1 protein-coding gene is annotated in these 1192 nt (G+C 38.6%); it reads left to right on the forward strand.

All coding sequences use genetic code 11. The features are described 5' to 3' along the window. Window positions 1–133: 133 nt before the first annotated feature. Window positions 134–1192, forward strand: a 1059-nt coding sequence (locus tag ACJML3_RS09090) for an aspartate aminotransferase family protein (RefSeq protein ID WP_406022547.1), incomplete at its 3' end; no start/stop codon positions are given.

Consider the following 1192-nt stretch of genomic DNA (forward strand, 5'->3'; position numbering starts at 1 on the left):
ATATTGCGCTCTTTTATTTATCTTTTGTTGTGGTTGCAACACGAATATGTGTGTTTTACAGGTTTATTCGTTGTAAGTGCAACATTTATGTGGTACCTTTAACACAACAAGAAGTTAAATAAAAGGAGAAAGTATGTCTATTAAATCAATATTGTCAATGAATGCTTTCGACCAGTCTGATTTTGATTCTCTTCCTGAGGATCTAAAACCAGAGACTAGCCGTAGATTAGGTGTATTCGGATCTGCATCGGTTCTATTTTTTAAAGAACCAATAGAAGTTGTGAAGGGTGAGGGCTGTTACCTAATTGACTCGAAGAATAACAGATATCTTGACTGCTATAACAATGTAGCATGCGTTGGTCATGGAAATGAGCGCGTTGCTGAATATGTTGGCAAACAGCTATTAAAAGTAAACCATCACACAAGATATCTGAATAAAACCGTAGATGACTATGCTGAAAAGCTATTAAGCACATTTCCTGCACCACTAGATAAAATTGCTATGACCTGTACAGGTTCTGAGAGTAATGATTTAGCCTTAAGGGCTTCTTTTTACTACACAGGCGGAAAGGGTATTATTGTAACTTCAGGTGCTTATCATGGTAACTCTTATCTTGTGACATTTGCATCTCCTTCAAGTACAAACGGAAAGGTGATGTGTGATTTTGTTGAAACAGTACCAGCACCTGATACCTATAGAGTTAGTGCAGATAAACTTGCAGATGTATTTGCTGCAGATGTTGAAAAGGCAATTGAGCGTCTTGAAGCTAAAGGTATTAAATTTGCTGCACTTCTTTTTGATGATATTTTCTCATCTGACGGTGTTTTTGCAGATCCTCCTGGATTTATTAAAAAGGCTGTAGATGTAGTACATAAACATGGTGGCTTATACATTGCAGATGAGGTTCAGCCAGGCTTTGGCCGTACAGGTAAAATGTGGGGCTTTGAGCGACATGGTGTAATACCTGATATTGTGACAATGGGTAAACCAATGGGAAATGGTTATCCTATGTCAGCTATGGTTACACGCTCTGATATTATTGATGCTTTAAAAGGTACTGGATATTTCAATACATTTGGTGGTTCGCCTGCAGCATGTGAGGCTGGAAGAGCCGTTCTTGAGGTTCTGCAGGAGGATGGTTTAATTGCAAATGCGGTTGAAGCTGGCGATTACTTAAGAGCAGGACTTAAA

Source organism: Succinivibrio sp. (genome assembly GCF_045124615.1).
Classification (GTDB): Bacteria; Pseudomonadota; Gammaproteobacteria; order Enterobacterales; family Succinivibrionaceae; genus Succinivibrio; species Succinivibrio faecicola.